Source organism: Paenibacillus sp. MABNR03 (genome assembly GCF_050455445.1).
Classification (GTDB): Bacteria; Bacillota; Bacilli; order Paenibacillales; family Paenibacillaceae; genus Paenibacillus; species Paenibacillus xylanilyticus.
On the sequence record NZ_JBCIYR010000002.1, the window covers coordinates 1,202,264 to 1,229,222 of the forward strand.

At 47.0% G+C, this 26,959-nt stretch carries 27 protein-coding genes; 18 read left to right on the forward strand and 9 right to left on the reverse strand.

The genetic code is table 11. The features are described from left to right. Positions 1–74: 74 nt before the first annotated feature. Positions 75–377 (forward strand): YunC family protein, encoded by a 303-nt coding sequence (locus tag AAIH57_RS14275; RefSeq protein WP_175399604.1) that lies wholly within the window; start codon positions 75–77, stop codon positions 375–377. A gap of 151 nt (positions 378–528) precedes the next feature. Here the strand turns inward: AAIH57_RS14275 and mtnA are convergent, their stop codons facing one another. Both mtnA and mtnK read right to left on the reverse strand, forming a co-directional pair. Next, positions 529–1,602, reverse strand: a complete 1,074-nt coding sequence (gene mtnA / locus AAIH57_RS14280; RefSeq protein WP_430022034.1) for an S-methyl-5-thioribose-1-phosphate isomerase — start codon at positions 1,600–1,602, stop codon at positions 529–531. Positions 1,603–1,623: 21 nt separating this feature from the next. After that, on the reverse strand, positions 1,624–2,841 hold the full coding sequence (gene mtnK, locus AAIH57_RS14285) for an S-methyl-5-thioribose kinase (RefSeq protein WP_430022035.1): 1,218 nt from the start codon (positions 2,839–2,841) through the stop codon (positions 1,624–1,626). 296 nt (positions 2,842–3,137) lie between these two features. Between mtnK and AAIH57_RS14290 the strand changes: the two genes are divergently transcribed. From AAIH57_RS14290 to AAIH57_RS14330, 9 genes are all read left to right on the forward strand, one after another. After that, positions 3,138–3,599 carry a Dps family protein gene (locus AAIH57_RS14290; protein ID WP_175399607.1) on the forward strand — a complete coding sequence of 154 codons (462 nt, stop codon included), beginning with the start codon at positions 3,138–3,140 and terminating at the stop codon, positions 3,597–3,599. 134 nt (positions 3,600–3,733) lie between these two features. After that, positions 3,734–4,309 (forward strand): DUF1802 family protein, encoded by a 576-nt coding sequence (locus AAIH57_RS14295; protein ID WP_175399608.1) that lies wholly within the window; start codon positions 3,734–3,736, stop codon positions 4,307–4,309. Positions 4,310–4,677: 368 nt separating this feature from the next. After that, positions 4,678–5,460 carry a Fe-S cluster assembly ATPase SufC gene (gene sufC, locus AAIH57_RS14300; RefSeq protein ID WP_095359039.1) on the forward strand — a complete coding sequence of 261 codons (783 nt, stop codon included), beginning with the start codon at positions 4,678–4,680 and terminating at the stop codon, positions 5,458–5,460. 24 nt (positions 5,461–5,484) lie between these two features. Then, on the forward strand, positions 5,485–6,789 hold the full coding sequence (sufD, locus tag AAIH57_RS14305; protein ID WP_430022036.1) for a Fe-S cluster assembly protein SufD: 1,305 nt from the start codon (positions 5,485–5,487) through the stop codon (positions 6,787–6,789). Further along, on the forward strand, positions 6,786–8,006 hold the full coding sequence (locus tag AAIH57_RS14310; protein ID WP_175399610.1) for a cysteine desulfurase: 1,221 nt from the start codon (positions 6,786–6,788) through the stop codon (positions 8,004–8,006). The genes sufD and AAIH57_RS14310 overlap by 4 nt, the downstream gene beginning before the upstream one ends. Beyond that, on the forward strand, positions 7,996–8,427 hold the full coding sequence (sufU, locus tag AAIH57_RS14315; RefSeq protein ID WP_430022037.1) for a Fe-S cluster assembly sulfur transfer protein SufU: 432 nt from the start codon (positions 7,996–7,998) through the stop codon (positions 8,425–8,427). The genes AAIH57_RS14310 and sufU overlap by 11 nt, the downstream gene beginning before the upstream one ends. Before the next feature lie 20 nt (positions 8,428–8,447). Then, a complete protein-coding gene (gene sufB, locus AAIH57_RS14320; RefSeq protein ID WP_175399611.1) occupies positions 8,448–9,845 on the forward strand; it encodes a Fe-S cluster assembly protein SufB in 1,398 nt (465 codons plus the stop codon). 165 nt (positions 9,846–10,010) lie between these two features. Next, complete coding sequence (locus AAIH57_RS14325) at positions 10,011–10,730, forward strand: M23 family metallopeptidase (RefSeq protein ID WP_430022038.1); 720 nt, start codon at positions 10,011–10,013, stop codon at positions 10,728–10,730. 144 nt (positions 10,731–10,874) lie between these two features. Then, entirely contained in the window at positions 10,875–11,015 is a 141-nt protein-coding gene (locus tag AAIH57_RS14330; RefSeq protein ID WP_175399613.1) for a hypothetical protein, read from the forward strand. A gap of 137 nt (positions 11,016–11,152) precedes the next feature. Here the strand turns inward: AAIH57_RS14330 and AAIH57_RS14335 are convergent, their stop codons facing one another. Continuing rightward, entirely contained in the window at positions 11,153–12,202 is a 1,050-nt protein-coding gene (locus AAIH57_RS14335; protein ID WP_175399614.1) for an HD-GYP domain-containing protein, read from the reverse strand. 123 nt (positions 12,203–12,325) lie between these two features. After that, a complete protein-coding gene (locus AAIH57_RS14340; protein ID WP_430022039.1) occupies positions 12,326–13,072 on the reverse strand; it encodes a molybdenum cofactor biosynthesis protein in 747 nt (248 codons plus the stop codon). Between the two features lie 121 nt (positions 13,073–13,193). Between AAIH57_RS14340 and AAIH57_RS14345 the strand changes: the two genes are divergently transcribed. From AAIH57_RS14345 to AAIH57_RS14375, 7 genes are all read left to right on the forward strand, one after another. Then, the gene (locus tag AAIH57_RS14345) at positions 13,194–14,627 is read left to right on the forward strand and encodes a bifunctional metallophosphatase/5'-nucleotidase (protein ID WP_430022040.1); all 1,434 of its coding nucleotides are present in this window, start codon (positions 13,194–13,196) and stop codon (positions 14,625–14,627) included. Positions 14,628–14,696: 69 nt separating this feature from the next. After that, a complete protein-coding gene (locus AAIH57_RS14350; RefSeq protein ID WP_430022041.1) occupies positions 14,697–15,815 on the forward strand; it encodes an HD-GYP domain-containing protein in 1,119 nt (372 codons plus the stop codon). Positions 15,816–16,034: 219 nt separating this feature from the next. Beyond that, a complete protein-coding gene (gene yfkAB, locus AAIH57_RS14355) occupies positions 16,035–17,171 on the forward strand; it encodes a radical SAM/CxCxxxxC motif protein YfkAB (RefSeq protein ID WP_175399618.1) in 1,137 nt (378 codons plus the stop codon). A gap of 46 nt (positions 17,172–17,217) precedes the next feature. Continuing rightward, the gene (locus AAIH57_RS14360) at positions 17,218–18,597 is read left to right on the forward strand and encodes a hemolysin family protein (protein WP_430022042.1); all 1,380 of its coding nucleotides are present in this window, start codon (positions 17,218–17,220) and stop codon (positions 18,595–18,597) included. Positions 18,598–18,826: 229 nt separating this feature from the next. Continuing rightward, on the forward strand, positions 18,827–19,066 hold the full coding sequence (locus tag AAIH57_RS14365) for a spore coat associated protein CotJA (protein WP_175399620.1): 240 nt from the start codon (positions 18,827–18,829) through the stop codon (positions 19,064–19,066). After that, complete coding sequence (locus AAIH57_RS14370) at positions 19,056–19,331, forward strand: spore coat protein CotJB (protein WP_175399621.1); 276 nt, start codon at positions 19,056–19,058, stop codon at positions 19,329–19,331. The genes AAIH57_RS14365 and AAIH57_RS14370 overlap by 11 nt, the downstream gene beginning before the upstream one ends. A 144-nt stretch (positions 19,332–19,475) precedes the next feature. Then, positions 19,476–20,045, forward strand: a complete 570-nt coding sequence (locus tag AAIH57_RS14375; protein WP_175399622.1) for a manganese catalase family protein — start codon at positions 19,476–19,478, stop codon at positions 20,043–20,045. 85 nt (positions 20,046–20,130) lie between these two features. Here AAIH57_RS14375 and AAIH57_RS14380 read toward each other — a convergent pair whose 3' ends face one another. From AAIH57_RS14380 to AAIH57_RS14395, 4 genes are all read right to left on the reverse strand, one after another. Next, the gene (locus AAIH57_RS14380) at positions 20,131–21,123 is read right to left on the reverse strand and encodes a 3-oxoacyl-[acyl-carrier-protein] synthase III C-terminal domain-containing protein (protein WP_430022043.1); all 993 of its coding nucleotides are present in this window, start codon (positions 21,121–21,123) and stop codon (positions 20,131–20,133) included. Positions 21,124–21,177: 54 nt separating this feature from the next. Continuing rightward, complete coding sequence (locus AAIH57_RS14385; RefSeq protein ID WP_175399624.1) at positions 21,178–21,528, reverse strand: hypothetical protein; 351 nt, start codon at positions 21,526–21,528, stop codon at positions 21,178–21,180. Positions 21,529–21,714: 186 nt separating this feature from the next. Beyond that, complete coding sequence (locus tag AAIH57_RS14390) at positions 21,715–22,083, reverse strand: carboxymuconolactone decarboxylase family protein (RefSeq protein WP_175399625.1); 369 nt, start codon at positions 22,081–22,083, stop codon at positions 21,715–21,717. Positions 22,084–22,094: 11 nt separating this feature from the next. Continuing rightward, a complete protein-coding gene (locus AAIH57_RS14395) occupies positions 22,095–23,726 on the reverse strand; it encodes a thiamine pyrophosphate-binding protein (RefSeq protein WP_430022044.1) in 1,632 nt (543 codons plus the stop codon). A 413-nt stretch (positions 23,727–24,139) separates the two neighbouring features. Here AAIH57_RS14395 and AAIH57_RS14400 point away from each other — a divergent pair, with 413 nt between their 5' ends. Beyond that, entirely contained in the window at positions 24,140–25,129 is a 990-nt protein-coding gene (locus tag AAIH57_RS14400; RefSeq protein WP_430022045.1) for a Gfo/Idh/MocA family protein, read from the forward strand. Positions 25,130–25,215: 86 nt separating this feature from the next. Here the strand turns inward: AAIH57_RS14400 and AAIH57_RS14405 are convergent, their stop codons facing one another. Next, the gene (locus AAIH57_RS14405; protein ID WP_430022046.1) at positions 25,216–26,934 is read right to left on the reverse strand and encodes a methyl-accepting chemotaxis protein; all 1,719 of its coding nucleotides are present in this window, start codon (positions 26,932–26,934) and stop codon (positions 25,216–25,218) included. Between the last annotated feature and the right edge of the window lie 25 nt (positions 26,935–26,959).

The window sequence follows — 26,959 nt, forward strand, 5'->3', positions numbered from 1 at the left end:
GGTGTCCACACCGAGAAACGGAATGGGGCATACAATTATCCTGACCTGTGGAATAGGAGGTGGATCGTGAAATTATGGTGAGCATGGAACCGATTGTAGTTGGAGAGCATGTGTTGGTCGGGGTGGAAGTGAAGCTGCCCAAAACCACGTTACTGACGATAAACACATCCAAAGGATATATCATGTGTGGAGCACTTGATGTCGGATTACTTAACGAAAAGCTTGGGGAACGCAAGATCATTGCGGCTCGGGCAGTAGGGGTGCGCACGTTGGAACAATTGCTGCATGCACCTATGGAGTCTGTAACAACAGAAGCCGAAGCCATGGGCATTACTGTTGGCATGACAGGTGTAGAAGCCTTGCTGAAGATGATCTGATTGTGGACAAATTCCGATGGTAGGAAGACATTTGGATGTAGAGTCGGACGTCATTCTCATTTCTCAACAACAAACTCAAGTTACAAAAATAAGAAGGGCTCCCTCTGGAGCCCTTCTTGAGTATGCTAATCATACACGTGAAGCGATAAAACTAAGCTTCTTCCTTGGCAAACAAGGCTGCAAGATTTTCCTTGAACGGAGCTCGAACAACGCCTTTCTCCGTAATGATGGCTGTTACATATTCATTAGGCGTCACATCAAATGCCGGATTATACACTTTCACACCCTGTGGTGCTGTTCGTTTGCCAAATCCTTCGGTCACTTCCTCCGCAGAACGTTCCTCAATCGGAATGAGATCGCCGGAAGGCGTGGACAAGTCAATGGTGGACAAGGGGCTGGCTACATAGAACGGAATATTGTGCGCTTTGGCCAGTACCGCTACGCTGTACGTTCCGATTTTGTTTGCTACATCACCGTTTGCTGCAACGCGGTCTGTACCAACGATAACGGCCTGGATCCACCCTTTGGACATCACCATGCCTGCCATATTGTCGCACAGAAGCGTAACATCGATACCCGCTTGCTGCAGTTCGAATGCGGTAAGCCGTGCGCCTTGAAGTACAGGGCGAGTTTCGTCCGCGAATACCTTAAGGTTAATGCCGCGTTCCTGGGCGAGATACATTGGAGCGGTTGCCGTGCCGTATTTGGCTGTAGCAAGTCCACCAGCGTTGCAGTGCGTTAACACGCCCATACCATCTTCGAAGAGTGGAAGGGCATGCTCTCCGATCATACGGCAAACTTCTTCATCCTCTTTTTGAATCAGGAGGGCTTCGGCTTCCAGGGCTGCGTTGCTATCTTCAATGCCTGTGCCAGCTTCGGCCAGGTCACTTGCTTTTTGCATCATGCGATCCAGTGCCCAAAACAGGTTCACCGCTGTGGGGCGTGAAGTGGCCAGATGGGCACAGATGGATTTCACATGATCCAGCCAGCCTTGCACAAAGAGTCCATCATATGCTTTTGCACCCAAAACCACACCGAACGCAGCAGCGATTCCAATGGCTGGAGCACCGCGAACTTTCATGGAATGGATAGCCTCCCACACTTCTTCGGGAGTGTAAAGTTTCAGCATTAGTATGGTTTCCGGCAGCAGACGCTGGTCAAGCATTTCGAGCTTGTCCTGTTTCCAGATCAGAGAGGACAGAGGCTGATGTTCAGGGTTTGTCATGGATGTTCCTCCGTTCCTAAGTTAAACTTTGATTGAGGAGATGGCTGTCGACACAAGGTCCAGCACTTCACCGATGGTATTCAAGCGGCGATTGTTTTTAATTAGTGTTTTACCGATAGCGAGCGCTTTCCGCTGAGCATGTTCACGTTCAGCAGCATCCGGTATGGTATCAATATCGGCAACATGGGCAAGGCCCACAATACGACGGACCATTTTGGTGCCCGCAAAGCCGATCGAATCTCTGAATAATTGTTGTACATAGAGGTCTTCATAACCTGGCGCTTTAGCCATCGGATCAACGAGATCAGAAATCCATAATGCGCGGAAACGAGTTTCAAATTCATTCCATACATCACGAACCATGTCCAGCAAAAGTGTCTCACGCTTATGCAGGGCACTTTCATTCTGAATCCATCCTGGCAAAGAAGCGTAGTTCAAAAGCAGGTTGGCGAGTACGGCACCCACGTCAAATCCAATAGGGCCATAAAAGGCAAACTCGGGATCAATAACCTTTGTGGATTCTGGTGTGACAAAAATACTTCCCGTATGCAGGTCTCCATGAAGCAAGGCTTGTCCATGAGTCAGAAATTTTTCCCGTAGCAAAGCTACCTCAAGATGGAGTGCTCCATCTGTTCGAAGCGCTTCAGCTTCATCCTCAATCGATGCATCATAATTATTTTTTTCAGCGATCCGATAAGGCTCATCAAAGATCAGATCTTCCGTTATTTTACACTGATCCGGATTAACGAATCGACCTTGTTTTTCTTTTTTTAATTGTTGGTTCATGCCAAGATCGGATGTGAAAAATAGCGTTCTTGCCATGAACTCCCCGATATGCTGTGCAAAGAGAGGGTAGGTGACACCTTCAATAAGGCCTTTGCGCATGATTACATGATCACTGAGATCTTCCATCACCGTCAATGCGAGATCATCGTCATAGTGATACACTTCTGGCACCATTCCCGGGCAGAGGCGGTACTCTTCCTGAAGAATTTCACGTTCAATTCGGGCACGTACGAGAGATAGTGGCCAAGATTCCCCAACCACTTTCGCATAAGGAAGCGCCTGTTTGATAATGATACTTTTATCGGAGTTCTGATCGGTAATATGAAAAACCAAATTCAGATTGCCATCGCCGATTTCACGACATTCCAGATTCGCATCTGCCGTAAATGGACCCGGTAATGTTTTGGCCAGTTCGATTGCTTCCTGGGGTGTTAAAGGGTGATATTGGGACAAGGATGCCACCTCCATATATATGAAGAAACAGGAAAACCCACTTCTTTGCTTGGTATAAGTCAGTATATCGGAATTAACCCGTTTTTTGTACCCTTTTTTTGAGATGAAAGCAGCCTGTCTTGTTTCGAACTTCATGTGCAAGGGTAAAAACGAATAGGCCGGACGGTTCACAGATTGCTGCCGAAAGGCTCGCCGCCCTATAGCGGTGCCATATTGTTAAATCTCTATTATGCAGGGCAAGTTACACTGTCCACCATACATAATAGACTAATTTTATAATAAAGGATGGGATTCAGATGGCTACAAAAAACAAAACAGATCAAGCGAAATCCGTAGAACAAGTACTTAATCGTCAGGTGGCAAACCTGAACGTCCTGTATGTCAAAGTCCATAACTATCACTGGTATGTAAAAGGACCAAACTTTTTCACACTGCATGTAAAATTTGAAGAGTTCTATAATGAAATCACCGTACAAATGGATGAAATCGCAGAGCGCATTCTTACGCTGAAAGGCAGCCCTGCAGCAACAATGAAAGAATATCTGGAGCTATCCTCCATTCAGGAAGCGGCCGGCGGCGAAGATGCGAATACCATGGTGCAAAACCTGATTGAGGATTTTGCTACATTGTCCAATGAGTATCAGGAAGGTATTGAAGTGGCAGAAGCTGCCGAGGACCAACCGACATCAGACATGCTCACCGGGTTCAAAGCGGATCTGGAGAAACATATGTGGATGCTGCGCTCTTTTCTGGGCTAAGCCAAACTTATAGTGCTGTTTATGTAAGGTCTTTGTCTCACTATCAGGGTGTTTCCCGGATCTCGATCTAAGTTGTCAGGAACAAACAAAGCGTCTATACTGCTGACAAGACTCATTTCGGGAGGAGATACGCCATGTTAGGCACAACGACACCGGCATTAAAAGAGTGGGCTTCCGCAATTAAGGCGCTGGAAAACGGTCGCCAGATCCTGGTGATGCGTAAAGGCGGGATTGTGGAGGAAACCAGACATTTTGAGCTGAAAAGTCCAGCATTTTATCTGTATCCGACTTATGAACATCAGCGTAAAGAACTGATTAAGTCCTCGGATCATTCCTATGTTGAAGAATCATTGGCCGAATGGGTGCCTGAAGCTTCGACAATCCGTATCACTGCATATGCCGAAGTGACGCAGGATTTGGAGATCAGAGATCAGGAGATGCTGGACCGACTTCAGGACTTTCATATGTGGACATCGGATTTTGCCGAGGATCGCTTGAAATGGAAACGGAAAGATCCATTACATGTATTGATACTCCGTGTGTACCGTTTGAATGAACCGATGGAAATACCGGTACTGCCTGAATATAATGGGTGCCGTTCATGGATTTCCATTCCGAATGGTCCGGTGCCGCGCGAAATGACGCCGGCAGTGGATGTTGCGGATTTTGACGAACAGGTACAGAAGATTAACGATATGCTCAAAATATGAATGAAATAATGAAGGGCTTGTCCAAAATATGGATAAGCCCTTTTTTGGCAAGGGTTAATATCGGATGAAATAATGAATCACAGTGATTTTTCTCACTGTGAGTTGGAAGGAATGACTGTTTCTTATTTGATTCAAACCCGCTTTTATTATAGAATCAGGTAGAATCATATTTCCAGGATGGGACAACTGTTCTCGGAAATGACTTGATAATCAATGAGAATCAGTTTAGAATTATTCTAAAGTGATTATTGCTTTGAGAATTGCGGCACTTGTAGAAATTCAGGGGAAGCCCTGTTCAGATATTTAATAGGCGCTTTTTCGTTTTCGACAGCAAACATCAATTTAATCAATGGAGGGAAACAATACACATGGCTACGAATTTCGTCATTGAAGGTCTGAAAGCGACGATCGAAGGTAAAGAAATCCTGAAAGGCATCAACCTGGAAATGAAAGGTGGAGAAATCCACGCAATCATGGGTCCAAACGGAACAGGTAAATCCACATTGGCATCCGCTCTGATGGGTCACCCTAAATATGAAGTAACTGACGGTACAGTTACGCTTGATGGTGAAGATGTACTGGATATGGCAGTTGACGAGCGGGCGCGGGCAGGTCTATTCCTGGCTATGCAATACCCAAGCGAGATCGCGGGCGTAACGAACTCCGACTTCCTGCGCAGTGCAATCAATGCACGTCGCGGCGAAGGAAATGAGATTTCTTTGATCAAGTTCATCCGTCAAATGGAAGGCAAAATGAAAGAACTCGACATGAACCCTGAGTTTGCTCATCGTTACCTGAACGAAGGTTTCTCCGGTGGTGAGAAAAAACGTAACGAAATTCTGCAAATGATGCTGCTTGATCCAAAAATCGTAGTACTCGATGAGATTGACTCCGGTCTGGATATCGATGCTTTGAAAATCGTGGCTAACGGTGTGAACGCAATGAAGAGCGAAGAGCGTGGATTCCTCATCATCACTCACTACCAACGCCTGTTGAACTACATCACACCTGACTATGTACACGTGATGATGCAAGGTCGTATCGTGAAATCCGGCGGACCTGAACTGGCTCACCGTCTGGAAGCAGAAGGATATGACTGGGTTAAGGAAGAACTGGGAATTACAGACGAAACTGTAGGCCAAGAAGCGTAAAGACAAAACGGAGGAGGATAATCAATGACTACACAAACAATTCTTCCGGTTGAATCTGAAGCGCTTCGCGCCTTGTCGGAAAGTAACAATGAACCCGGCTGGTTGACCGAGCAGCGGCTTGAAGCCCTTAAGCTTGCAAGTGGTCTTGCGCTTCCGAAACTGGAAAAACAAAAAATTGAACGCTGGAATATCAGCGAATATGGCACATACAAAGCAAGCGAAGCTATTTCCTCGTTGGAAGAAGTACCAGCTTCGATCAAAGATCTCGTTCAGGACCAAGCAGAAGGCAGTCTGGTTATCCAGCGCAATTCCGGCACAGTTTACTCCAAGCTATCTGCAGATCTGGCAGCAAAAGGAGTTATCTTCACGGATCTGGCTACAGCGGTTCGCGAGCATGGTGATCTGGTAAAACCTTACCTGAACACAGCTGTGAAGGCAGATGAGCATTCACTTGCGGCTCTGCATGCAGCTCTTTGGAATGGCGGGGTATTCCTGTATGTTCCGAAAAATGTTGAAATTGAAGTTCCGCTTCAAGCTGTGCTGCTCACAGATGATGCATCTGCAACATTTGCACCTCATGTGCTTGTTGTAGCTGAGGCAAACAGCTCTGTGACCTACGTGGATAACTATGTTTCCGGTGAATTGTCCGCCCCTGTTTTCCACAACGGTGTCGTGGAAGTGTTCGTTAAAGCCGGTGCAAAAGTACGTTTTGCATCTGTTCACCAGCTGTCTACGAATGTTACTGACGTTTCCTTCCGCCGTGCAGTGGTTGAGAACGATGGAACAATCGAGTGGATCGTCGGGGAAATGAACAATGGCGATACAGCTAGCAACACCATGTCCGTGCTGAAAGGAAATGGTTCCAGCTCGGATTCGAAAGTAATCGCAGTTGGTTCAGGATCCCAAAAAATCAACTACACAACCGAAGCTCGTCACTTTGGCAAAAACACGCCAAGTCAGATGATTACTCGCGCCGTTATGCGTGAAGAAGCTTCTGCCATCATCAACGGAATTACCAAGATCGAAAAAGGTGCAACCAAAGCGGATGGACAGCAAACAGAGAAAGTACTGATGCTGAGCCCGAAAGCACGCGGAGATGCAAACCCAATCCTTCTGATTGATGAGGACGATGTTACAGCAGGTCACGCGGCTTCTGTAGGTCAAGTCAATGCAGAGCAAATCCATTACTTGATGTCGCGCGGGATTAACCGTACGGATGCGGAACGTCTGATTATCTACGGCTTCCTGGCTCCGGTGGTGGCGGATATTCCTCTGGAAGCACTGCGTACCCAATTGCAGTCTCTAATTGAACGGAAACTGGGACAATGAACCCATCGATTCGCGAGCAGTTCCCGATCCTCCACCAGGAAATCAATGGACACCCGCTCGTATATTTAGATAACGCTGCGACTTCCCAGAAGCCGCTGGCTGTTATCGAAGCGATTAAACATTATTATGAATTTGAGAACTCCAATGTGCATCGTGGTGTGCATACACTTGGAAGCCGGGCCACAGATGCGTATGAAGGTGCACGTGAGAAGGTTGCCAAGTTTATTAATGCCCGTCGTACACAGGAGATTATTTTCACCCGCGGGACGACCACAGCGCTCAATTTGGTGGCTTCGTCCTACGGTCGGGCAGTATGCAAGGAAGGCGACGAGATCGTTATCACACCGATGGAGCATCACAGCAACCTGATTCCATGGCAGCAGGTAGCCAAGGAAACAGGTGCGACATTGAAATACATTCCGCTTCAGCCAGATGGAAATATTGATTTGGCGGATGTGGAAAAGACGATTACGAACAAGACAAAAATTGTAGCAATCGCTTATGTATCCAATGTAATGGGTGTCGTTCATCCTGTGAAACAAATTGCTGAAATTGCACACCGCAATGGTGCTGTCATTGTTGTTGACGGCGCTCAGAGCACACCGCACATGAAGGTGGACGTACAGGACTTGGACTGTGATTTCTACGCATTGTCTGGCCACAAAATGTGCGGACCAACCGGGATCGGTGCACTTTACGGCAAAAAGGCGCTGCTGGAGTCCATGGAACCGGTTGAGTTCGGCGGTGAAATGATTGATGATGTCGGTCTCTACGAGTCCAATTGGAAAGAGCTTCCGTGGAAATTCGAAGGCGGAACCCCAATCATCGCAGGTGCGGTTGGTTTGGGTGCAGCGATCGATTTTCTGGAGCAGATTGGCATGGATGAGATTGCCCATCATGAAAGTGTACTGGCAGCTTACGCAACAGAACGTATGGCAGAGATAGACGGGCTGACGATCTATGGTCCAGCGAAGCGTCATGTTGGAGTAGTTACCTTCAACCTCGGGGATGTGCATCCACATGATGTGGCAACGGTTTTGGATGCGAGTGGCGTAGCCATTCGTGCCGGACACCACTGCTGTCAGCCGCTAATGCGCTGGCTGCAAGTCAGCTCAACGGCTCGTGCCAGCTTCTATCTATATAATAATGAACAAGATGTGGACCGGCTTGTCAGCGCCTTAATCCAGACAAAGGAGTATTTTGGCGATGCAACTTGATGATCTGTACCGGCGTGTCATAATGGACCACTACAAAAACCCGCGTAATCGCGGAACGTTTGATAATGACGCTGTCACGGTGAATTTGAACAATCCAACGTGCGGCGACCGGATTTCATTGCAGCTTTTACTGAAAGGCGGAATCGTTCAGGAAGCCAAGTATACGGGAGAAGGCTGCTCCATCAGCATGTCTTCGGCATCGATGATGACGGAGGCAGTCAAAGGCAAAACAATGGATCAGGCACTCGACATGGCTAACCGTTTTTCCTCACTGATGAAAGGGGAAGAAGTCGATTTCGACGATTATGAAGATCTCGAAGCCCTATCCGGTGTGAACAAGTTCCCTGCACGCATCAAATGTGCCACTCTGGCCTGGAATGCTTTACGCAAAGGAATTGACGAAGAGGACAATGTACAATAACGATAGGGAGGTAGAGCAAGATGGCTAAAAAAGCACCAGAAATGGAAGAGTATAAATATGGTTTTCGCGACGAGCACAAATCCATCTTTCAAACCGGTAAAGGTCTGACTGCAGAAGTGGTTACCGAAATTTCCCGGATTAAGAACGAACCGGAGTGGATGCTCGAATTCCGTTTGAAATCCTTGAAACAATTTGAGAAAATGCCAATGCCAAAATGGGGCGGAGATCTCGACGGTCTGGATTTCAACGACATTCAGTACTATGTTCGTCCTTCTGAGAAGCAAGGGAAAACATGGGAAGAGGTTCCTTCCGAAATCAAGGAAACCTTCGATAAACTGGGTATTCCGGAGGCAGAGCAAAAATTCCTCGCAGGTGTATCAGCTCAGTATGAATCCGAGGTTGTATACCACAACATGCAAAAGGAACTTGAAGATCAAGGCGTGATCTTCATGGATACCGATACGGCTCTTAGAGAGCACCCGGAAATCCTGCGTGAATATTTCGCTACAGTTATTCCACCAGCGGATAACAAATTTGCTGCACTGAACAGTGCTGTGTGGTCCGGAGGAAGCTTCATCTACGTGCCTAAGGGTGTTAAATGTGAAGTGCCTCTGCAAGCATATTTCCGGATTAACTCCGAAAATATGGGACAATTCGAGCGTACACTTATCATTGCAGACGAAGACAGCTTCGTTCACTATGTTGAAGGTTGTACAGCTCCAATCTACAGTACGAACTCACTGCACAGTGCGGTAGTTGAGATCATCTGTAAGAAAAATGCCCGTGTTCGTTACACAACGATTCAAAACTGGGCACCAAACATCTACAACCTCGTAACCAAACGTGCAGTTGCTGAAGAAAATGCAACGATGGAATGGGTCGATGGTAACATCGGTTCCAAACTGACGATGAAATATCCGGCAGTTGTACTGAAAGGCCGTGGAGCAAAAGGTTCCGTACTTTCCATCGCTGTAGCTGGTAAAAATCAGCATCAGGATGCAGGTGCGAAAATGATTCACTTGGCTCCAGATACAACTTCAACCATTGTATCCAAGTCCATCAGTAAACATGGTGGTAAAGTAACCTACCGTGGTCTGGCTTCCTTTGGACGTCAAGCGGAAGGTGCCAAGTCCAATATCAAATGTGATACACTCATTCTGGATAATGAGTCCACATCCGATACGATTCCTTATAATGAAATCATGAACGATAACATTATGCTGGAGCATGAAGCAACGGTATCCAAAGTGTCCGAGGATCAACTCTTTTATCTGATGAGCCGTGGTCTGACCGAAGCTGAAGCAACACAAATGATCATCATGGGCTTCATTGAACCATTCACCAAGGAATTGCCAATGGAATATGCGGTAGAAATGAACAGATTGATCAAGTTCGAAATGGAAGGCAGTATTGGTTAGTAGCTGCATGAAAAGGATCAGGGGTTTTGTCCCTGATCCTTTTTTATTTGAATCTGATCTACCTTAAAATGGATTACAGGTGCGTTTTTTAGTATAAAATAGGTTCAACAGCACAAGCGATTTCATAGATTGCTGCATCTATTGATAGAAAAGGATGGTGAATCTATGAGCTTCAATCCTTTTGCAGGATATCGTATCACAAGTTCGTTTGGCTATCGCATCCATCCGATCCATGGTGGACAGACATTTCATCGGGGGATTGACCTCGTAACAGAGCCTTGGAATGGCCCTGTGTATGCATTCATGGAAGGGACGGTACAATTTGCTGCTGAAGGAGCAACGGGCTCTGGATTCGGCGGTTATGGGCTTACGGTAGCTATACAGGACCATCGTGGGTATCTCCATTGTTATAGCCATCTTTCACGGATTGCGGTAAGCGAGGGACAACGGGTCAAACGAGGTCAGCTTCTGGGTAATCAAGGCAGTACTGGTCATAGCACAGGCCCACATGTCCATTATGAGATTCGTAAAGCGAGTACGCCTTCTTATGGGTACACGGCCAGTGTGGATGGAGTGGTTGAGCCGGAAGCCTATTTACAATCGGAATTCGGCTCTATATCTGAAGAGCAGGAGGCCCCGCCGATGACAAGTGAGGAGAAGAAAGCTTTTGAAGCGATGGAAAAGGCACTGCAAGCCCAAGCGTCCTGGATCGCGCAGCAGAAACAACTTTCCAATATGCCTTGTCCGCCTTGGGCAGTTGAAGCGTATAACTACTATCGTTCTTTTATAATGACGGATACAGGCAGTTACGACTTTTGGCGGTTGCTGGTTATTATGTATCGCAAGGAGAAAGGAATCAAAGTCCCGTCTGATTCGGAAAAGTAAAGCATGAATCTGAGCGATCCATGAGAAATCATCGCGCGCTAGAAGCAGGCTGAAGACCATTTAATGAATATTGCCATTTCGCCCGGTTCGTACCTCCTGCAAGATCATATGTTAGGGTATACCTTATGAAGAGGAGGCAATCACATGAGCGAAGTTGGATATGGCTGTGGTGGCAACGTAGGCGGCGTAGGCGGCGTAGGTGGATACAACATGTTTACAAGCACTGGTGCGATCTTGGTGCTGTTCATTCTGTTGGTTATCATCACGAAAGCGTTCTGCGTTTAATCCGGGCAGCAAGCCTGAATGAGCAAAAAGGGAAGCCGAGTCCGGCTTCCCTTTTTTTTCGTCTAGCAGTCATAAGTTCGTATGAAGTGCTCATAATTATATTTCTGGTTTAGATGCTGCTTTCAGAAAAAAAGTAGTTATTGAACATAAATTTCAACGATGGCGATATCTCTTTCTTTTGCTAAATCGATAAAGGCTGAAGATGTCTGAACGAGTGGGCGGAAATAGTCTGCAGGGTTATTCATGACGATAATGCCGGTTTCCCCTGATGTGAGCAGCACCCTTTTGCCTATAAAATTGGGCAGCATATGTTTGATGAGTTCCTGCGTAGCTTCCGCATTGAGTTGACCGAAGCTAAGGCTGTACAACTCGCATAGGACGGAGATTAGCTCCTGCTTGGTCTGATATACCCGATTGGTCGTCATGGCGCTGTAAACGTCAGCTACGGCCGTAATACGGGCATAAGGATGGATATCGTTCCCTTTCAGTCCGTGGGGATAGCCACTGCCGTCTTCCCGCTCATGATGCTGAAGGGCCACCGTTGCAAGAATTTCATCCTGGGTAGACTGTTTGACAATTTCGTATCCGTATAACGTATGTTTCTTCATTTCTTCGAATTCTTCCGGCGTTAATTTCCCCGGTTTATGTAGCATTTCAGGAGCAATCTTGGACTTGCCGATATCATGCAAATAACCCGCTTTGGCCACTGTCAGACATTCATCGGGGTTGTAGCCCATCCAGCCAGCGATATAAAACGCAAGCATCCCCACTTGCAATGAATGGTTATAGGTATAATCATTGTCACCGTCTAGCATCAGCAGGAGGGAAACGACATCTTTTTGCTTCTCCAATTGTGTGGTTAGGTTAATCAAAATCTCATCGACCTGAGCTTCGTCAATAAACCCTTTCTCTATGGCTTGCTGAAACAGGGATTCGGTACCTTTGATCGTATCGTCAAACAGGGTAGCTAACAGACGGGTTTGATCGGAAGGTAAGGTTTGCGTATCAGAGTGTAGGTCGGATGTTGTATGTTCTACATCTGCGTAATCGATTCCATGTTGCAGCAATTTGGTAATATCGTCTTCGCTGAGTAAGGAACCTTTCATCAGCATGTGGAGACCTGAACTGTTGTATACATCGTTTTTTAACAGATCCCCAGGTTTAAGATCAGTAACATGCACTCTCACGTATAAACCACCTTTTCCTCGACTTATATCGACACATAGGATTATAATAACAAGAAAAAAATGGGTTGACAACGACTTATTTACTAATTTAATTAGCCTTGCAAGAGGTGGAATGACTAATTATTAATTTTCCATGGGGTTCCAGGGTCCCAGTTGATGTCCCTTCCACTCGGAACCATCTTCCCATATTTCCTTTTTCCAGATCGGGACGGTTTGTTTCAGTCTCTCTATGGCGTAGCGGCTGGCATCATAACAATCGCTGCGATGAGGCGAAGAAACGGCGATAACGACACTGATCTCTGCCACGTCAACCTGACCAATCCGGTGACTGATTGCACATCTTACCCCTGGCCAGCGCTCGGAGATTTCACTTCCGATGGCAGCCATTTGAGAAAGAGCCATAGGTACGTAGGCCTCATATTCCAGATGGACCGTTCGCTGCTCACCGGTCATTTCACGAGTTGTTCCCACAAAAGTCAGGGCTGCTCCGTGGTTCGCCGTGATGACCAGAGCAGTTGTAGCTTCCACCGAAAGGGGGGACTTGGTGATCATATACAAACCGTCCTGGGTACGATGCTCGGAGGGCGAAGACCTATGCTCGGTATCTGAGTCTCCGGTGCCATCTCCTCCTGAAACTGGAGGAATTAATGCCAGTTCATCCCCGGTCTCAATGATTGTATCGGCAGGAGCGTACTGCTGGTTAACTGCCAGAAAGGAAGTTCGAATTTGTGAAGCGGCTTCCGGATAGGCAAGGGCAAGGCTTTCTTTCAGATGAGCTGCTGACAGGGTGCTCTCCGAGTATTCGTATTCAAGCAGGGAAGTGCCCAGACGTTCAGCAATACCTGCAAATAGTTGAATGGTTAGTTTCATACGTATGGTTCACCTCTTTTTGATCTCTAAACCCTTTCAATATATCATAACGACGCGGAAAATGTTATGCTTATCTATTAGAGGAAAGTGCGTTAAGCAAGGAAAGAGAGGAGGCGGTGTGATGAGCACCAAGGAAACACAAACCTTAACCATTCTGCATACGAATGACATCCATAGTCATTTTGGTTCCATGAGCTCTATCGCCGCCATGGTTGCACAGGAGAGAGAACAGCACGACAACCTTCTGGTTCTGGATATCGGGGATCATATGGACCGCATGGCCGTTGAAACGGAAGGAACATTGGGTGCAGCCAACGTCGATGTAATCAATCTGACGGGGTATGATGCCATAACGATAGGCAATAACGAGGGGTTGACATTTACACCGGAGCAGCTGGAACAGTCATATTCAGGACTTTTGTGTCCTGTGGTGTGCGGGAATGTTGTGGAAGAAGTCAGCGGCCTTCCTCCAGTATGGATGAAGCCTTCTCTTATTGTGGATAAAGGTCCATTTCGGATAGGTCTGCTCGGGGCGACCGCACCTTTTACGGCTTTTTATGACTTGCTGGGATGGAAGCTGCTGGATCCCGTGGAGACGCTGCGCAGGCAAGTCGAAGCATTACGGCCTGAAGTGGATGTCGTGATTATTCTCTCTCATCTGGGCCTTTCAACCGATCGGAAATTGGCCGAGCAAATTGAGGGCATAGACGTTATTCTTGGCGGACACACACACCATGTGCTCGAAGAACCTCTGGTCATTGGAGATGCGGTGCTCGGAGCCGCAGGGAAGTTCGGTCAGTGGCTTGGAAAAGTCGTACTGGAACGGGAAAGTGGGGCGAATCAGATTGCACTGGTCAGCAGCGGCTGTATTCCCTTGAAGAATCAGATGCTGGATGAGGATGTTGCACTCGCAATCGCCGCACATCGTGCTGAGGCAGAACGTACTCTTGGCCAGACAGCTGTAATAATTGACAGAAATCTTCCGATAAAATATGAGAAGGAATCACCATTTGCATCGCTGCTCGCTCAGGCTGTGAGACATTTTACGGGAGCGCAGTTGTCTCTCGTTAATGCCGGTCAGCTCCTGGGTGAACTTCCGCAAGGGGACATCAGCAAGGGAATGCTGCATTCCCTATGTCCTTCTCCGATCAATGCCTGTACAATAAAGCTGAAAGGCAGTGAGATTCGTGAGGCACTAGAGCAGTCCTTGCTGCCAGAATATACGGAAAAACCAATTATTGGGTTTGGATTTCGCGGAAAAATTCTCGGTACGCTTTGCATGGATGGTATGGAAGTAGAGTTTGATCCACAAGGACCTCCATATAAAAAAATTCGTGCAATATACACCGAGGGCAAGCCAATGGGGGATGAACAGGAATATGTGGTCGGGACTCTGGACATGTTTACGTTCAACGTGGGATATCCTTCGTTAGCTCAGGGAACCGAAATAGCATATCGGCTTCCTGAATTCATAAGGGACTTGCTTGAGATCGAGTTAAAAAGACCAGGGGCGCTGGATGACAGCCTGCGGTCCCACTGGCACGAAAGAATATAACGAGTACTTGCCTTCTGCTGAAGCGGCGGCTAGTGGAAATGACATCTACGGAGCGGGAGAGGATAGGCTGTGCGTTTGGTACATATAAACCTATTGCAGCCTGGCATGAAGCTGGGGAAACGGATTTATAGTGAAGAGGGTTTGGTTCTGCTCAGTGAAGAAGTGGAACTGACCGATCGGTTGATAGGACGTCTGAAGGATTTGGGCGTAGGTTACGTTTATATTAAGGAAGCAGCAACGGAGGATATTATTGTTCCCGATATGCTTCAGGAGGAGACCAGACGCAGGGCATTGGTAGAAATTAAGCAGCAGTTTCAGAGCATGTCGGGGTTGAAAACCAAAAGTCGGATTCCTCACTTTGGCAAAACGTTAAGTGGTCTGATGAATACCATTCTGGAGGACATTGGCGGCCAAAAGGAAGCCATGATTATGCTGATGGATATGAACTCCAGTGATTTTGACCTGTACAACCACTCGTTGAATGTATGCGTGTATACACTGGTTCTGGGCGTAGCCTCCGGTTACTCCAGGCAGCAGCTGATGGAGATTGGACTTGGGGCCTTGCTGCATGATATTGGAAAGACACAGATCGCTCCAGATATTTTGCACAAGCCTAACAAGTTAAGTGATGAGGAATTTAAAATCATACAGCAGCATACTACATATGGACATCGTATTTTAAAAGATGAACCCGGTATACCGCTACTCGCTGCACATTGTGCCCTGCAGCACCATGAACGAATTGACGGAAGCGGCTATCCGTTTGGCCTAAAAGGCCCCGAAATTCATGAGTACGCCAAGTGGATTGCTCTTGCCGATTCGTATGACGCGATGACAAGCAATCGGGTATACCGTCAGGCCCTGCTGCCTCATCAGGCGGTTGAAGTCTTATATACAGGATCTGGCTTGCTCTACGAACAGCGTATGCTGGAGAAATTCCGTGACTGTCTGGCCATTTATCCCATAGGCATTTCCGTGACACTGAGTACGGGGGAGGTAGGGGTTGTTGCATCCATTGACTCACGCATTCCACAGCGGCCACGGATCCGCGTCTTAAAGGATGCAGATAGACAGACGCTAAAGGCACCATACGAGATTGATCTGTCCACAGCGTTATCGGTTATGATCACAGGTGTTGAAGGGGATGAAGGGGTGCCTCCGGTACCAGCCTGTGATGAATTTTCCTGATGGCTGTGGAGTTCAGCCAGCAGCGGCTGCGCTCATAGCAATATCCGGGCCGGGCTGGCCTTGGAGTTGTATGGGCGTTTTTGTCATGTAATGGACAGAGCGCTTCATGCCGATTCGTTCAAAATTGTGCTATGATAAAAGATAACTCCAAAAAGATATTGGCGGAGTATGATGTAAATTAAACTTTTTAGGTTAATAAAAGGAATAAGGTGAAGAACAATGACCATGCTAAACTCAGGATCGGTAGAACCGATGCCTTTATCGCCGACTAATGATCCCTGGGATCCGATCGGCTCTTTGCGTACATATGGACGCCATGTGCTGACCAGTGTAGAAATGACCGTGACTCATCTGTGCAATATGCGCTGTGAGCACTGTGCGGTAGGGGATATGCTCACCATGCGTGAAGCTCCCGCGTTACCGTTGCCTTTGATGCTGAAACGACTGGACGAAGTGGAGCATCTGCAGACCATCAGTCTGACGGGTGGTGAGCCAAGTTTCAGTCAAAAGACAGTTGATGAAATGATCATTCCGCTGCTGAAATATGCCAAGGAACGCGGAATAAAATCACAGATCAATTCCAATCTGACGCTGGATCTCGCTCGTTACGAGAAGCTGCTGCCTTATCTTGATGTGATGCATATTTCATTCAACTATTTAAATGCCGATGATTTCCATCAAGTCGGATTTGCTAACAGCGGCAGACCCGTCAAGCGTGAAGTGGCGGTAAAAATGTATGAGAAAATGATAGAAAATTCCCGCAAACTCAGTGAAGCAGGCATGTTCATCTCTGCCGAGTCCATGATTAATTTTCGTACTCACGATAAATTGGAGGGCATCCATCAACTGATTCGTGAGATGGGTTGTGTACGTCATGAAGTGCACCCGATGTATAATTCGAATTTTGCTTCCACGCTGCCTGTTCTGTCTCTGGACCATATGCGTGCAGCCATTCATCGTTTGTTGGATGTGCGTGACAAGGAGATGTGGATGTTGTTCGGTACACTTCCGTTCTTTGCATGCAGTGCAGCTGATGAGGATCGGGAATTGATTAACCGTCTGTACCGTGAGCCTAACGTAACAGTGCGGAATGATCCGGACGGTCGGAACCGCGTTAACGTTAACATGTTTACGGGCAACGTGTATGTTACGGATTTTGCTGACATCCCTGCTTTTGGCAACATACGTGATCGCAGACTGGATGAAGTATTTCATGAATGGTCAGCGGAGCACCCGCTGAATCAGACAGTAAATTGTCACTGTGATGCTGCCTCCTGCTGTGGACCCAACCTGCTGGTGGCTGACATGTATTATAAAGGCGTTGACTTCAAATCGAGGAAAGCCATCACACGCTGATATTCCAGGTATATTCCTGAAATAGATAGAAAAGGGGAGTGTCGACTTGGATATTCATACCGAATTTCATTTCGGGCAGTTACTGTTCAATCTGGTCTGTGTATTTCTGCTCGTATTTTTGAATGGCGTGTTCGTCGCAGCGGAATTTTCCCTGGTTAAGGTCAGACAGACCCGTTTGACTCAGTTACAGAGTGAGGGAAATCGGCTGGCAGGTTATGCGCTAAAAGTGAATGGTAAACTGGATGCATATTTGTCGGCAACCCAGTTCGGCATCACCCTAACATCACTGGGGCTCGGCTGGCTCGGCGAACCGGCGATCTCCGAATTGTTGGTTGAACCGCTGATGTTCAAACTGGGTGTAGCAGATACGGGATTGATCTCTACAGTGTCCGTCATCATCGGTTTCTGTATTATTACGTTTCTGCATATTGTGCTCGGAGAACTTGCACCGAAGTCGCTTGCGATTCAGAAAACAGATGGAGTTGCGCTGCTATTATCAGCACCATTGCTGCTGTTCTACAAAATCTTCTTTCCGTTCATCTGGGTTCTCAATGCATCGGCAAACGCGTTGCTGCGACTGGCAGGGATCGAGCCTGCCAGTGAAGGCGAGGCCCATTCTGAAGATGAACTTCGCATTTTGATGAAACAGAGTGCGAAGAGCGGTGTCATTGATAAGGATGAAATCAAATTGATGGATAACATCTTTGATTTTTCGGATATGCTTGCTCGGGAGATCATGCTTCCGCGTACGGATATGGATTGTCTGTATACCCAGTTGTCTTTGGAAGAAAACCTGAAAATTATTAATGCAACGAAGCATTCCCGTTATCCTGTCGCGGTTGAGGATAAAGACGAAATTATCGGATTTATCCATATTACGGACCTGCTCTTGGCGGCACCGGAGCAGCAGCAGAACCTGGCCTCACTCGTTCGACCCATTTTGAATGTCCCTGAGTCCATGGAAATTAGTCATGTGCTGCGCCTCATGCAGAAAAAGCACTCCCAGATGACGCTTGTTGTTGACGAATATGGCGGTACAGCCGGCTTGTTGACAGCAGAAGAGATTTTGGAGGAGATTGTAGGCGATCTATATGATGAGTTCGAGGATGAGCGTCCCCATATGGAACGCAGCGGTGATTCCTTCTCCATTGATGGACGATCCCTGATTGAGGAGGTCCATGAGTGGACAGGGGCAATTATTGATGACGAAGAAGTGGATACCATTGGCGGCTGGTTGTTCAAAGAGCTTGAAGGCAGTCCAGCCAAAGGTAAAACACGGGAGCAAAACGGTTATATTTTTGAAGTGGAGGAATCCACCCGTTTGCGGATCACCAGAGTCAAGGTATACAAGCGCCCTGTATCTGAAGAAGAGGTTGTGGCATTGGAAGAGGGGCAGGACAAGTCTAAATCGGACAATTCGTTGTAAAACGGATTAGCATATTGTAATAAATGTGACCTTTGGAACATTCCTTTTGGGGAGTGTTTCAGGGGTTTTTTTTTGTGAAAAAGAAGGTTTGAGAAATTCTAAGGTCTGTTTCAGTTAAATTGGGTTTAACTTAAGGAGCGATGACATATGGATAGAGAGACGGGAACAGCAAGAGCTTGGTTGTTGATTGACGAATAACCAAATTTTCAGTGAAGGGAGGAGTTTAGTAGTGGTAGATCCACAGATTCGTGCATACGCCCCGTTTGTGGGGCCATTTGATCCGTGTAAGCCCATTAAAATCAAGACATACCTTGTTCCTCCGCAGCTATTTATCCCTTTTCAGCCGATGGGCTGGCCTCAGTACAGTCCGGCAGAAGCACTGAGACTGGGAACGTTGTGGCCTGCATTATACAGCCCTTATACATCCAAAAAAACAAAGGGGAGGGAGGTAGGGACAGATGGAACCTGAAGAAGCGAAAGCCTGTGACGCCAGATACTATGAGTTGCTGGAGGAACTGCAAGCCTTGGATTTTGTACTGGTGGAGCTGAATCTGTATCTGGATACCCACCCGGGAGACTATCAGAGTATCGAGCAGTATAACAAATTTGCCCAGGAACGTATGAGGGTAGCTCAGGAGTTTCAGCAGCTGTATGGTCCGCTCATGAACTTTGGTCATGCATTTTCCAAATATCCATGGCAGTGGTCTGAGGCGCCTTGGCCCTGGCAGGTGTAGTGGCCGCCGAGTTGATATTGAAAAGTATACAGCATCCGGGTTTCCAGGAATCATGGGCAGGGATACCCGGGAAGTGAAAGAAAAAACGCAATCTGAAATCGGATCATACTCAGATCAAAATGGTTTAAGGGGGAAGAGTCCAACATGTGGGTATACGAGAAAAAACTGCAATATCCTGTTCGAGTAAGTAAATGTGATCCTCATATGGCCAAATTGCTGATGGAACAGTACGGTGGAGCAGATGGGGAACTCGCTGCAGCACTAAGATATCTGAACCAGCGCTATACGATTCCGGACAAAATTATCGGTCTCCTAAATGACATCGGCACGGAGGAATTTGCACATCTTGAAATGATCGCAACAATGATCTACAAGCTTACAAAAGATGCTACAGTAGAGCAGCTGGAGAAGGCAGGCCTGGATGCTCACTATGTGAATCATGACAAGGCCCTCTTTTATAATAATGCCGCAGGCGTACCGTTCACCGCGACCTATATTCAAGCCAAGGGAGATCCGATTGCGGATCTGTATGAAGACATAGCTGCGGAAGAGAAGGCCAGGGCTACATATCAATGGTTGATTGACTTGACCGATGACGTGGATCTGCAGGACAGCCTGAAGTTCCTGCGGGAACGGGAGATCGTGCATTCGCTGCGTTTCCGCGAGGCAGTCGAAATCCTGAAGGATGATCGGGAAACGAAGAAGATTTTTTGAGGCAAACGCTCATAAATAAATATAAAAAAAGAAGGATGCCCCTTTTGAAGTGAAAAAGGACATCCTTCTTTTGTTTGAGTGAAGCTTAATATTCGACGACCATGGCAACATTTTGCCACCCGGCTCCGACGGTCCAGAACAGGACTTTATCCCCGCGCTGAATCTGACCTGAGGTTATCGCTCGATGCAGGGCAATAAAGGGACTGCTGGTTGAAGTATAGCCGAATTCGTCTCCGATATAGACGGCAACATCCTCGGTAATGCCAATATTCTCAGACACAGCACGGATATTACCGATGGACAGCTGGGAGAAGCAGGCTGCTTTGATTTCATGTGCACCGATTTCGTTACGGCTCAGCAGTGTGCGAATGGACTCGGATGCTGCATCAACACAGATGGAATCATCAAATGGTGTGAATTTGACATGGAGGGCTTCTGGGTCTACACCGGTTCTGCCCAATTTCGCCAGACCTTCAGCCGGAAAGAGTGAATTGTTGTATACACACGTATCTGTCTGATAAATTGAGTCGATGAATCCAACCGCGTGTTCGTCCCGTTCCACAATGACAGCCGCCGCTGCATCGCCGAAGTTGGCATAATAGACAGGATCGTCCGGACTGGCATGTGGGGCCACGTAATCCGAGCCAATAATTAGAGCGCGCCGAATTCTGGGGTTACCCAGCATCTGACGACTAACCTGCTCAAAGGCTGCAGTCATACCCGCACAGTTAGCATTGCTGTCAATACAGATCGTATGGGAAGCTCCGTTAATCAAGCGATGAGTCATTAAAGAATTCGTAGGGAAAATGTACTCCGGCGTTTGACTTGCGTAAGCAATCAGATCGATATCCCCACCGGTAAGCCCGGTCTTTTCCAGTAGGTTACTGGCTGCCTCAAAGGCCATGCTTAATGAGTTTTCATCTTCGTTGTCAATTTTGTAACGTTTATCACGTCCAAGTGCCTTTAACAGCCCCCGAATATCGATCCCCCTCGCATCAAAATGTTCAATGTAAAAATCATTGCCCACCTGGTGTTTCGGGTGATAAATATCGATATCCACAATACGAATTCCGGCCATCTTCATTCTCCTCTTGAGCGGATGGGTGAATCCACAACTTGTCCGCCTGATTTATTAGGTGGTAACGGTAGATATAATTTCGAGGTTATCCAGACCGACAGCACGTCCAAGTCTGGACAACTGCATTTTTAAAATGGCATTGTTTTCGAGGGTTAGTACAACTTTTTTGAAGCCATCTTTTTTAAATAGCGCCAGGCAGCCCTCAAGCAGAGGTACAATTTCCGGAGCAGTGACATTCAACTTTTTGCAGTCAATACGCAGGTCATATTCTGTGGTATTAATGGGAGCAATCGTATCCTGATAAGCCGAGATGGAACGCAATCCGTCTTCTTGTGAAAAAGAGCCCTCCAGTTCAATGTTAAGCACCTTGTTTGGAACATCAGTCTTGAGTATAAAACTTCCCATGATTGTTCTCTCTCCTTTAAGTGAGTTAAGGCTATCCTGCTACCAGGACACAGCCATCATCGCCATTGTTAAAGGCTTCTGAGATGTGAGCTGAGTTGGAGGATAATTCACCCATATTATAAAGGCGAGGATGTAAGAAGATCAATAAAAAAAGTCGAATCGTGTATAAATATGTAGAATAGTGAATTACTGGATTTCATCCAGTGTCGCGAGCAGTACATTAAAAGCACTAATAATACGCGGAGCCCCCACACAGGGTGCCAGATGCAGCAGGATCCCCTTGAGTTGATCGATGGTTACACCGACACGCAGTGCCATCACGTAATGCACTCCTAATTGCTCGAATTGTCCCTGCGTAATCAGTGAGGAAATCACAGCAACTTCTTTCCATTGATCCGAAATGGTATTGCGCTGAAAGATATCTCCGTAAGCCGTTCCCATTATGAACTCAGCCAATTCAGGAAATTGTTCCTTAATGGGTGCCAAGGCTGTAGCCCCGTACTTTCCTGAAAGATTTGCGAAACGCTCCATCCCCTGAGCAACTTGTTCACTCATTTGTATTCCCCCTAGTTCAAATTCACAGTACGGTGGGCCGTAGGCGGAATCTCGTCACGGTCCGTCATGAGTTCAATCACTGTAACCTGCTTCAATTCCTGAGCTGTTTTCAGGGCAGTGTTAAACTCAGCATGTGTTTCTGCCCGAAACGCGAGAGCACCGAGGGATTCGGCAAACTTCGCCGCATCCATGGGCACTTCGAACAAGGTGCCATCGATTCGGCCCGTTGTTTTCTGCATTCCTTTGAGAGCCATATCCAGCTGTTTATTATTCACTACGATGAAGATGACCGGCAGATTGTGGCATACAGCAGTATTAATTTCGGCTCCAAGCATCATGAAGCATCCGTCGCCTGTTATACAAACGATAGTTTCGTCCGGTGCAGCTGCCTTGGCTCCGATTGCCATGCCGATGGCATTACCCATGCAGGCGAAGTAGGCATCAAACACAAAGCTGCCTGGTTTCTTCACTTTATATCGCTGAACAGCATGGAAGCCGTGACTCCCATCATCAACAAACAGGGTGTGATCATATGGCAGCATGTCGCTCAGCTTATCCAACACAGATGCAAGGGAGAGGCTCGGCAGATCGGGCAGAGCAACACTGTAATCAACTGCTGACATTTCCCTTTCGGGGACTGCTTGTTCGGTCAGACTGCCAAGCAGAAACTGCATATTGTCTTTTAAATCGCCCGTAATATGTAAGGTTTGGGAGTTGAGGATTTTACCGACAAAGGCAGGATTGGCATCGAACTGAATGAGATGTACGGGATGATTCTCCGGTTTGAGATTACAAATCGTCATGTCACTCAGACGTGAACCGAGCACGATATAGAGGTCACTTCGATTGAGCAATTCATCTGCGTGGGGGAACCCTCCAACACCACAGGGCCCGTGATATAGCGGATGATCCCAGGCGATGGCACCTTTCCCTCCAGGAGTGGTGATAACAGGAATATGAAATTGTTCTGAAAATTGCCGCAGCTCATCATGAGCCTTCGCTCGATTGACACCTTTACCTGCGATAATTAATGGATGACTGGACTTTTGAAGCAGTGGGAGGATACGATTCAGATTGGACACGCTAATCAGAGGCTCGGGTTCAGGTATAATAACTCGGCACTCAGCGAGCCTTTCGGTCTGAACATCAAAGGGAAGACAGAGATGAACCGGGCCTTTGTTCGGACCAAGTGCAATGGAAAGGGCATGATTGAGCAGTGTGCCAAAGTGATCCCCACGCTCAACCAGTTTGCTAAATAATGTAGCCGGTCTGAACATCTCTGCGAGATCTGCCAGGTAGGAAGAGGAGTCCTGGCACTGGGGAATGCCCAGCTCCTGAATGGATTGATGTCCGGTAATAAACAAAACGGGAAGGTTGTTCGCTTTGGCATGGGCCGCAGCGGTTAAGAGGTTGGTTCCACCAGGGCCCGAAGTGGCAAATGCAACACCAAGTTTCCCTGTTTGAAGAGCATAGCCTGCAGCTGCAAATCCCGAACTGGATTCATGGCGGCCGGGAATAAATTCGAGGCCATGATCCACCATTTTCAGGACAGCAGGGCAAATGGACTTTCCGATAATACCAAAGACGTGAGTAACACCAAGCTTGTGCAGAGTTTCTGCCAAATAGTCCGCAACGGTTCTCATGCGGGACACCTCGCTTCATAAAATAGGTTTTAAGACCCATAGGGCATAATCCGATTTTTTCGAATGCAAGTGATTGTCTAAGGTTGTAAAAGGAAATAAATCCTTGTTAATAGGAAGGTTATCTTTTTTTGCGGTTTTTTGTCAACTCATTTTTATGAGTAAAAATACCTGATTCTTAGGTTGGTAACGCTTAAGTGCTTGTGACATATAAGAAATAAAATTAGTTATATATTCCCGTAACCAATGACTTGAGTAAATTTAATAACATTTTATGTGAATTGGTGACTGGAAACGTAGACTTATCTGTTAATGAAACATGGAGTAACCGATAAGGTTTCGGTTTGCATGTTAATGCAAAAGACTGGTAATTTTAACTTTCTGTTATAATGGGGTTTGGATTGGAGTGAGAAATAATGACCAAGTTGAAGATGGCAGTTATAGGGTTAGGAAAAATGGGTTTACATATGATTCAACAAGCTAAGCAAGCAGAATTGGACGGAAGTATTGAGCTTATAGCTGTATGTGAGGCGAACGAGGAAACACTGAAGGCATTTGCCGAAGCTCGTCCGGAAACGAGCATGTATAGCGATTATAAGCAGTTACTGGACGAACACAAAGTGGATCTGTTGTACATTGCCGTTCCGCCCAAATATCATTATCCTGTCGTCATGGAAGCCTTAAAACGGAAAATCCATGTGTTTTGTGAGAAGCCGCTGGCGAACAGTACAGAAGAAGCCCATGAGATGCTGGAGGCAGCGAAGCAGGCAGGTGTAGTTCATGCCATTCATTTCTCCATGCCTCATGAACCTTCCGTGTTGAAACTGCAAGAATTGGTGGGGCAGGAACGTATAGGTTCGATTCGCAAAATAGAGCTGATTTTGCAATTTCCCCAGTGGCCAAGGGCATGGCAGCAGAATTCATGGATTTCAAGCCGGGAACAGGGGGGCTTTATCCTTGAAGTGGGCATCCACTGGATTCACATGATCCAGCACGTGTTTGGTCCAATCACGGAGGTAAGCAGCCGGGTCCAGTATCCCGACGATGCGGAAGAATGTGAGCATGAGGTGCAGGCTGCCATGAAGCTGGAAGACGGAACCCGAATTCAGCTGAACGGGATATCGCATTTTGCAGGTGAGGAACGGGTATCCATGGTGGTTTACGGAACCAAAGGAACCATAGCCCTGGAGAATTGGGAAGAACTGATGATGGGGCCAGTTGGGCAGCCGCTTGTACCAGTAGAAGTGGATGAATCCATGGGGGAACTTCCTGTCCTCAAACATGTAATCGCTCGTATTCAGGATAAGCCGGCCAAAATATATGATTTTAACGATGGATATCGTGCACAATTGGTGCTTGAGGCTCTTCGTAATCCGCAGCCAACCGGAATGACGATGAAATTGTGAACTTGGCTCCTACATACAACAGAAAAAGAAGCAGTTACCTTAGGGGTAGCTGCTTCTCTTTGTTTTCAGGACTTGAGATGCTTACCTTAAGCCAGCTTAAATCGTTTCACCAATTCGTCCAGTGCATCCGACATTTGATTTAACTGTTTGGAAGTGTCACTCATTTCTTGCAGGGAGGCAAGCTGTTCTTCTGTCATGGCGGATACTTCCTCGGTGGCCGATGCGGTATCTTCTACAACGATGGATACTTCGTTAATCGAATTCATGACAGCCTCACTACCTGAAGTGAGCTCTTCAACCACGGCAGATACATCCATCATTTGACTGCTAAGGTCATGAATATGCTGCGTGATATTCGCAAAGGCATGACCGGCATCCTCAATGGTCCGCAATCCCTCGTTAACATGCGCCGTACTTTCATCCACAACATCAACCGTGCTATGTACACCTGCCACCACGGTTTCCAGAATGCTCGTAATTTCTTTGGCTGATGTGGCGCTCTGGTCGGCAAGGTTACGAATCTCGGCAGCGACAACTGCGAAACCGCGTCCATTTTCCCCAGCGCGTGCAGCCTCAATTCCTGCATTAAGTGCAAGCAGATTGGTTTGTCTCGCGATCCCTGACATGGCATCTGCAATGTTGATGACCTGATCGGACATTTTGGAAATGTCATTAATGGCTTCCTGCACAGACAGGAAGGATTGCTCGATAACTCCCATTTTGCCAACCGCATTGTCAATTCGCTGTTGTCCATCAAGTGCAATGGATTCGGTGCGTACCGCCCGTTCAGCCACATCTGCTGCGGATGCAGCCACCCGGCTAAGCCCAGTCTGGGATTGTTCCATGGCAGCCACCATCGTCTGGGTCAGTGCTACCTGATCATCTGCCCCTTCGGCTACACGCTCCATCGCTGCGGCTACTTCTTTTCCGGCCAGGTGATTGTCTGCCACGCCTTTATCCATCCGGTCCGATGCTGTACTGAGAACTGTAGCATTACGTTGGATATCCAACATCATCTGTTGCAAACCCAATAACATCGTATTCGCAGCTTCGGCGAGTTCTCTCGTTTCGTCCTTCATAGGAGTGGCAATACGCAGGGTCAGATCTCCATTGGATGAACCGATATCATTCAGCGCATGGGTAACTGTACGAATGTTTTTCACAATGGCACGGGACAAAATTAGTGCAGCAAAGACTGAAATCAGGGCGACAAGGATGAGAGCACCATATAATTCCCAGTTCAAAATCATGTTTTTCTGTTTTAATGCTTCTGTACGTGTATCCGTTAAAGCCAGTTCGTTATTTCGAAAAGTGGCGAGAGAACTACGGATCTCGTCCATGTCTCTTTTGCCTGGATCCGTTGCAAAAAACTGCCGGATTGCATCGAGATCATTAGCCTGACGCAGAGCCACAACGGGCTCTCCAGCAACTTGAATCCAATGTTCCATGGAGTTCTGTATATCTTGCAGTAGTGTCAATTGCGCTGGATTATTGGTAATTAGACCTGCTAACTGGTCATTGAGCTTTACAAGCTGCTCTTTCCCATTCGTATAAGGCTTAAGATAACTTTCCTGTCCTGTGATAACGTATCCTCGTTGCCCCGTCTCCATATCCACCATGTTTTTTTCCAATTCATACGTCAGGGCGTGCACTTTCATGTCGTGATCCACCAGATAGTCGAGCTCCTGCTGAAGCTGACCAATACTATTCTGAATCAACAGGATGCTTCCTGCCAGTACGGCCAGTACGAACAAATAGCCCAGTCCGATTTTATAAAAAATTTTGAATGTTCTCCGTTTCTTCATGATTCCTTTTCCTCTCTTTAGGGTA

Bases quoted from the DNA above. Each gene is read 5' to 3' on its own strand.
- AAIH57_RS14275 (WP_175399604.1), top strand. From the start codon at position 75: ATGGTGAGCATGGAACCGATTGTAGTTGGAGAGCATGTGTTGGTCGGG.
- mtnA (WP_430022034.1), bottom strand. From the start codon at position 1,602: ATGACAAACCCTGAACATCAGCCTCTGTCCTCTCTGATCTGGAAACAG.
- AAIH57_RS14290 (WP_175399607.1), top strand. From the start codon at position 3,138: ATGGCTACAAAAAACAAAACAGATCAAGCGAAATCCGTAGAACAAGTA.
- AAIH57_RS14295 (WP_175399608.1), top strand. From the start codon at position 3,734: ATGTTAGGCACAACGACACCGGCATTAAAAGAGTGGGCTTCCGCAATT.
- sufC (WP_095359039.1), top strand. From the start codon at position 4,678: ATGGCTACGAATTTCGTCATTGAAGGTCTGAAAGCGACGATCGAAGGT.
- sufD (WP_430022036.1), top strand. From the start codon at position 5,485: ATGACTACACAAACAATTCTTCCGGTTGAATCTGAAGCGCTTCGCGCC.
- AAIH57_RS14310 (WP_175399610.1), top strand. From the start codon at position 6,786: ATGAACCCATCGATTCGCGAGCAGTTCCCGATCCTCCACCAGGAAATC.
- sufU (WP_430022037.1), top strand. From the start codon at position 7,996: ATGCAACTTGATGATCTGTACCGGCGTGTCATAATGGACCACTACAAA.
- sufB (WP_175399611.1), top strand. From the start codon at position 8,448: ATGGCTAAAAAAGCACCAGAAATGGAAGAGTATAAATATGGTTTTCGC.
- AAIH57_RS14325 (WP_430022038.1), top strand. From the start codon at position 10,011: ATGAGCTTCAATCCTTTTGCAGGATATCGTATCACAAGTTCGTTTGGC.
- AAIH57_RS14330 (WP_175399613.1), top strand. From the start codon at position 10,875: ATGAGCGAAGTTGGATATGGCTGTGGTGGCAACGTAGGCGGCGTAGGC.
- AAIH57_RS14340 (WP_430022039.1), bottom strand. From the start codon at position 13,072: ATGAAACTAACCATTCAACTATTTGCAGGTATTGCTGAACGTCTGGGC.
- AAIH57_RS14345 (WP_430022040.1), top strand. From the start codon at position 13,194: ATGAGCACCAAGGAAACACAAACCTTAACCATTCTGCATACGAATGAC.
- yfkAB (WP_175399618.1), top strand. From the start codon at position 16,035: ATGACCATGCTAAACTCAGGATCGGTAGAACCGATGCCTTTATCGCCG.
- AAIH57_RS14370 (WP_175399621.1), top strand. From the start codon at position 19,056: ATGGAACCTGAAGAAGCGAAAGCCTGTGACGCCAGATACTATGAGTTG.
- AAIH57_RS14375 (WP_175399622.1), top strand. From the start codon at position 19,476: ATGTGGGTATACGAGAAAAAACTGCAATATCCTGTTCGAGTAAGTAAA.
- AAIH57_RS14380 (WP_430022043.1), bottom strand. From the start codon at position 21,123: ATGGCCGGAATTCGTATTGTGGATATCGATATTTATCACCCGAAACAC.
- AAIH57_RS14385 (WP_175399624.1), bottom strand. From the start codon at position 21,528: ATGGGAAGTTTTATACTCAAGACTGATGTTCCAAACAAGGTGCTTAAC.
- AAIH57_RS14390 (WP_175399625.1), bottom strand. From the start codon at position 22,083: ATGAGTGAACAAGTTGCTCAGGGGATGGAGCGTTTCGCAAATCTTTCA.
- AAIH57_RS14395 (WP_430022044.1), bottom strand. From the start codon at position 23,726: ATGAGAACCGTTGCGGACTATTTGGCAGAAACTCTGCACAAGCTTGGT.
- AAIH57_RS14400 (WP_430022045.1), top strand. From the start codon at position 24,140: ATGACCAAGTTGAAGATGGCAGTTATAGGGTTAGGAAAAATGGGTTTA.
- AAIH57_RS14405 (WP_430022046.1), bottom strand. From the start codon at position 26,934: ATGAAGAAACGGAGAACATTCAAAATTTTTTATAAAATCGGACTGGGC.